Here is a 4101-nt window from a genome sequence, read left to right as displayed (position 1 = left end):
ATCGCTACCCGCTATGATAAGAGAGCGGATTCTTTTCAGGCTTTTCTTTTCCTTGCTGCTTCTGCTGTCATTTTCTCCATTTTGCACATATGAGCCGACTTCTCAGATACACCCTAGCCAATTTTCTCTGCGGGCATGAATGCCCTTGCGAAAATTGGAGCGCTGCGCCAGCGGCGGCTCCCTGTTTCATCCACCGGATGCGGTCGCCGCCGCTGCCAAGCTTTTTTTCAAAAAAGCGGAGAAAGCGGGTGCGGAAGGCGGGAAAGTGTGGTATACTGATACGAAAACAGCTTCAGAGATCAAGAGGTGCTCCTATGAAAATTCCAGCCCGCGGTTTCACTCATGCCGGCAAATTCCATGCCGATGATGTGTTTGCCACCGCTCTTTTGCAGATTCTGCGCCCCGATATCAAGGTGACACGGGGCTTTGTGGTGCCGGATGGCTTTGACGGCATCGTCTACGATATCGGAGACGGTATGTTTGACCATCACCGCGAACCCCGGGAAACCCGGGCCAACGGCGTGCCCTATGCGGCATTCGGCCTGCTGTGGCGGATGCTGGGCCCCGGCCTGGTGGGTGAGCGTCAGGCCCGCCTCATCGATGAGAATTTCATTCAGCCCCTCGACCTCAACGATAATACCGGCGAACAGAACAGCCTCTGCGATGCCATCGGCTTCTTTAACCCCACCTGGGACTCCCCCGACAGCTCGGATGAACGGTTCTTTGAGGCGGTGGCGGTGGCCAAACAGATTTTGACCCGCCAGATCGAGTCTGCCAACGCCGTCAACCGGGCGGACGAAAAGGTCCGGGCCGCCTATGCCGCCTCCAAGGACGGCATCGTGGTGCTGCCCTGCTACCTGCCCTGGAAAAACGGTCTGTATAAGACCGACGCTCTGTTTGTGGTCTACCCCAGCCAGCGGGGCGGCTGGAGTGCCCAGTGCGTCACCGATCACCGCACCAAAAAGCCCAAACTGCCCTTCCCCGCCTCCTGGGCCGGCCAGACCCAGGATGTGATTGAGGCCCGCAGCGGCCTGGACGGCATCAGCTTCTGCCATGCCAGCCGGTTCCTGATTACCGCCAAAGACAAGCAGACCGCCGTGGCGGCCTGCCGTCTGGTCCTGAAAAACAATGGCCGCGCGTGAGGTGCTGGCCCCCGCATACGTCTATATGGTCCGATGCGAGGGCGGACAGCTGTACACCGGCTGGACCAATGACCCCGCCGCCCGGCTTCATGCCCATAAAACCGGCCAGGGAGCCCGGGCAACCCGTGCCTTTGGGGCAGAGAGCATGGCATATCTGGAGCGGTGCGCCGATAAATCGGAGGCCCTGCGGCGGGAAGCTGCCCTGAAAAAGCTGACCAAGGCGGAAAAAGAGGCTCTCTGCGCCGCCTGGGCCGAAAATGCCCGTCCCCGGCTGTCCATGGCGACCCGGGACGACGCGGCGGAGATTCTGGAAATCTACAACTGGTACGTCTGCAACCGGATCGCCACCCTGCAGATCACCACGTCCACCCTGCCCGAATATGAGGCCTGGGTGGAGGACACCTTGGCCCGGGCGCCCCTGATTTTGGCCCGGGATGGGTCCGGCCATCTGCTGGGCTATGCCTGCGCCCACCGCTATCACCCCCGGGAGGCCTTTGCCTGGGACGTGGAGAGCACCATCTACTGTGCCCCCGACGCCTGTTCGGCGGGGGTGGGAGCGGCTCTGTACGGCGCTCTGCTGGAGCTGCTCAAACTCCAGGGCTACTGGAATGTTTATGCCCTGCTGGCCGACCCCAACCCGGCCAGCGAGCGGTTCCATGAGAAGTTCGGCTTTGTCTGTGTGGGCCGAAACAAGCACACCGCCTATAAGTTTGGCCATTGGGTGGGCCTGTCCACCTGGTGGCTGCCCCTGCGCAAGGGCAACAGCGCCCCGGAACCGGTGCGCCTCCAGCTGGACCCCGCCGAGGTGGAACAGGTCCTGGACAAATACAATCACCCCGCCCCTTCCCGGCGGGGGAAATAAATGAATTTGCCAATAAAAGCGTCTGCATGTTGTGTGCAGGCGCTTTTTTGTTTCCCCCAGCCCTGCGGGCTCTCCTTTTGCGGTGCCCTGAAATACTTGAAAATTCAGACCGCCGGGGCTCTGGATAGAAAGGCGCTTTTCGACCGAAAAGTATAAACACCCGGCAGCGGCCGGAGAGAAAACAGTGAAACATCTGAGAAAACTGCAAAGGAAACCCTGGACCAACCCAGTGAAAATTCCTCCACTCCTCCCGCCTCAAAACGGCTTGTATCCAAGATGGACCTTTCCAAACTATAAAAAATAAAGCAAAAAGGAAAAAATTTGAAATCGGGTCTTGACACCGGGGGGGGTATGTTATTATAGGCACACAAAGGAAAGGACCTTCCTTTGAACCTGTTTTGGGTCTCTATCTTTTATACACCATAAGGAGGAAAAATTCATTATGAAACTCAAGAAGATTGCTTCTCTGGCACTGGCTGGCCTGATGGCTGTCAGCATGCTGGCTGGCTGTGGTGACAACAGCAGCAATGGCAACGGCACTGTTGTTGAGCCCGGTACTTCTTCTTCCATTGTCTCTGCTTTCAATGATGGCCAGAATAAGGACAACAAGGTCAAGATTAGCTTTTCGTCCAGCGCTTCGCTGAACAGCGATTTGACTAGCGCAGTGAAGTCTGCTGGTCAGGATGCAACTGAGGATGATGTTAAGGGGTATCTGTATCTGTATAATGGCGTGGATCAGAACGAGACTCTCTTTGATGATGATTCCAATGTTCCTACTGTTGACGGTGCATCTGTTACTGTGATCGATGTGAAGCTGTATAAGAGCACCGATCTGTGGACTGAGGAGGCTGTTCTGAAGACTGCTGGCCGTGATATGGATACCTATATCGGCAATCTGGTTGATACTACCAAGAAGGATGGCATGAAGGTTGACGACAAGTACTATGATTACAGCTACACTGGTGAGGCTAGCATGGTGACTGCTGCACAGGTTGGCGGTTCTACCTACTATTATGTTGCTTACATTATCACTCAGACTGCTGCTGAGCACACTATCACCAAGTAAGAGAGTTTACCTAAATTAAAAATAGCTTATTTAGATGCTTGTCTTTTCGATACTCATAAGGAGGATACATTCACTATGAAACTCAAGAAGATTGCTTCTCTGGCTCTGGCTGGCCTGATGGCTGTCAGCATGCTGGCTGGCTGTGGCGACAATAGCAGCAATAGCAATAACAATGTTGTTGTCGATCCTAGCAACACTTCTATTGTCAATGCTGTCAACAATGGTCAGAATGTCAGCAATGATGCTAAGGTCACTTTCTCTTCCAGCTCTACTTTGGATACGGCTCTGAAGAAGGCTATTGAGCTGTATGGCGATCAGATTGTGGGTCGGAACGGCATTGAAGATACCAAACTGAAGGAAGCCATCCTGAAGCTGAGTGGTATGGTTGAGAATACTCCCAACGATGCTGGCCTGTACCAGGGTGTTAGCAACGGTTTCTTTGATGATACCCGTATGTTTGTTGATAATGATAATGATGGCAAAGATGACGTGAAGCTGGACGGCAAGACCTACACTCAGCTGTATGTTGATGCTGTGTCGCTTGCTAAAGATGAGCAGGCTGCGCTGAACATGATCGCTAAGAAAGTTGATGAGGCTGTTGATGATCTGGATGCTACCACTTATAAGAAGGCTAGCACCTCGACTGGCGATCATTACTATAATTACACCTATACTGGTGATGTGAGCCTGGTTTCTGTTACCATTGACGCTACCAATACTCCTGTGTATGTGTATGCTTACACCATTACTCAGACCGTGGCTGAAAAGAAGCTGTAAGAGTTTCTAATCCTACATTTACTTATAACACCCCCGGCAGCACCATGGCCGGGAGTGATATAAGGGGCGTTGGGTGTGAGACCGCCTGACCGCCCGGGTATACACCCATCCGATGTGACGACAAAGGGGAATGTCTAACCAATATTCCTTCTGTTGTTGATCGCACCAAAACAAAAGAACTTTTGCGTCACGAAAGATAGGGTCCCTCTGCGAGGGCCGGCTCTCACGAGCTGGCCCTCGCATTGTTTGTTGTG

General features: G+C 53.8%; 4 protein-coding genes. All 4 read left to right on the top strand.

Going from position 1 to position 4101, the window contains the following annotated elements; translation table 11 throughout:
* Positions 1–314 precede the first annotated feature (314 nt).
* The 4 genes from B5E67_RS14975 to B5E67_RS14960 all read left to right on the top strand — a co-directional run bounded on the left by B5E67_RS14975 (position 315) and on the right by B5E67_RS14960 (position 3847).
* Entirely contained in the window at positions 315–1142 is an 828-nt protein-coding gene (locus B5E67_RS14975; protein WP_087385886.1) for an MYG1 family protein, read from the top strand.
* The gene (locus tag B5E67_RS14970) at positions 1129–2004 is read left to right on the top strand and encodes a GNAT family N-acetyltransferase (protein WP_087385885.1); all 876 of its coding nucleotides are present in this window, start codon (positions 1129–1131) and stop codon (positions 2002–2004) included. The genes B5E67_RS14975 and B5E67_RS14970 overlap by 14 nt, the downstream gene beginning before the upstream one ends.
* 442 nt (positions 2005–2446) lie before the next feature.
* Positions 2447–3070: a hypothetical protein gene (locus B5E67_RS14965; protein ID WP_087385884.1), complete on the top strand. Its 624-nt coding sequence runs from the start codon at positions 2447–2449 to the stop codon at positions 3068–3070.
* Positions 3071–3145: 75 nt separating this feature from the next.
* On the top strand, positions 3146–3847 hold the full coding sequence (locus B5E67_RS14960) for a hypothetical protein (RefSeq protein ID WP_087385883.1): 702 nt from the start codon (positions 3146–3148) through the stop codon (positions 3845–3847).
* Positions 3848–4101: the final 254 nt, after the last annotated feature.

Origin of the sequence: Faecalibacterium sp. An122 (genome assembly GCF_002160895.1) — a bacterium.
Classification (GTDB): domain Bacteria; phylum Bacillota; class Clostridia; order Oscillospirales; family Ruminococcaceae; genus Faecalibacterium.
This window is presented reverse-complemented; position numbering and strand designations above follow the sequence as displayed.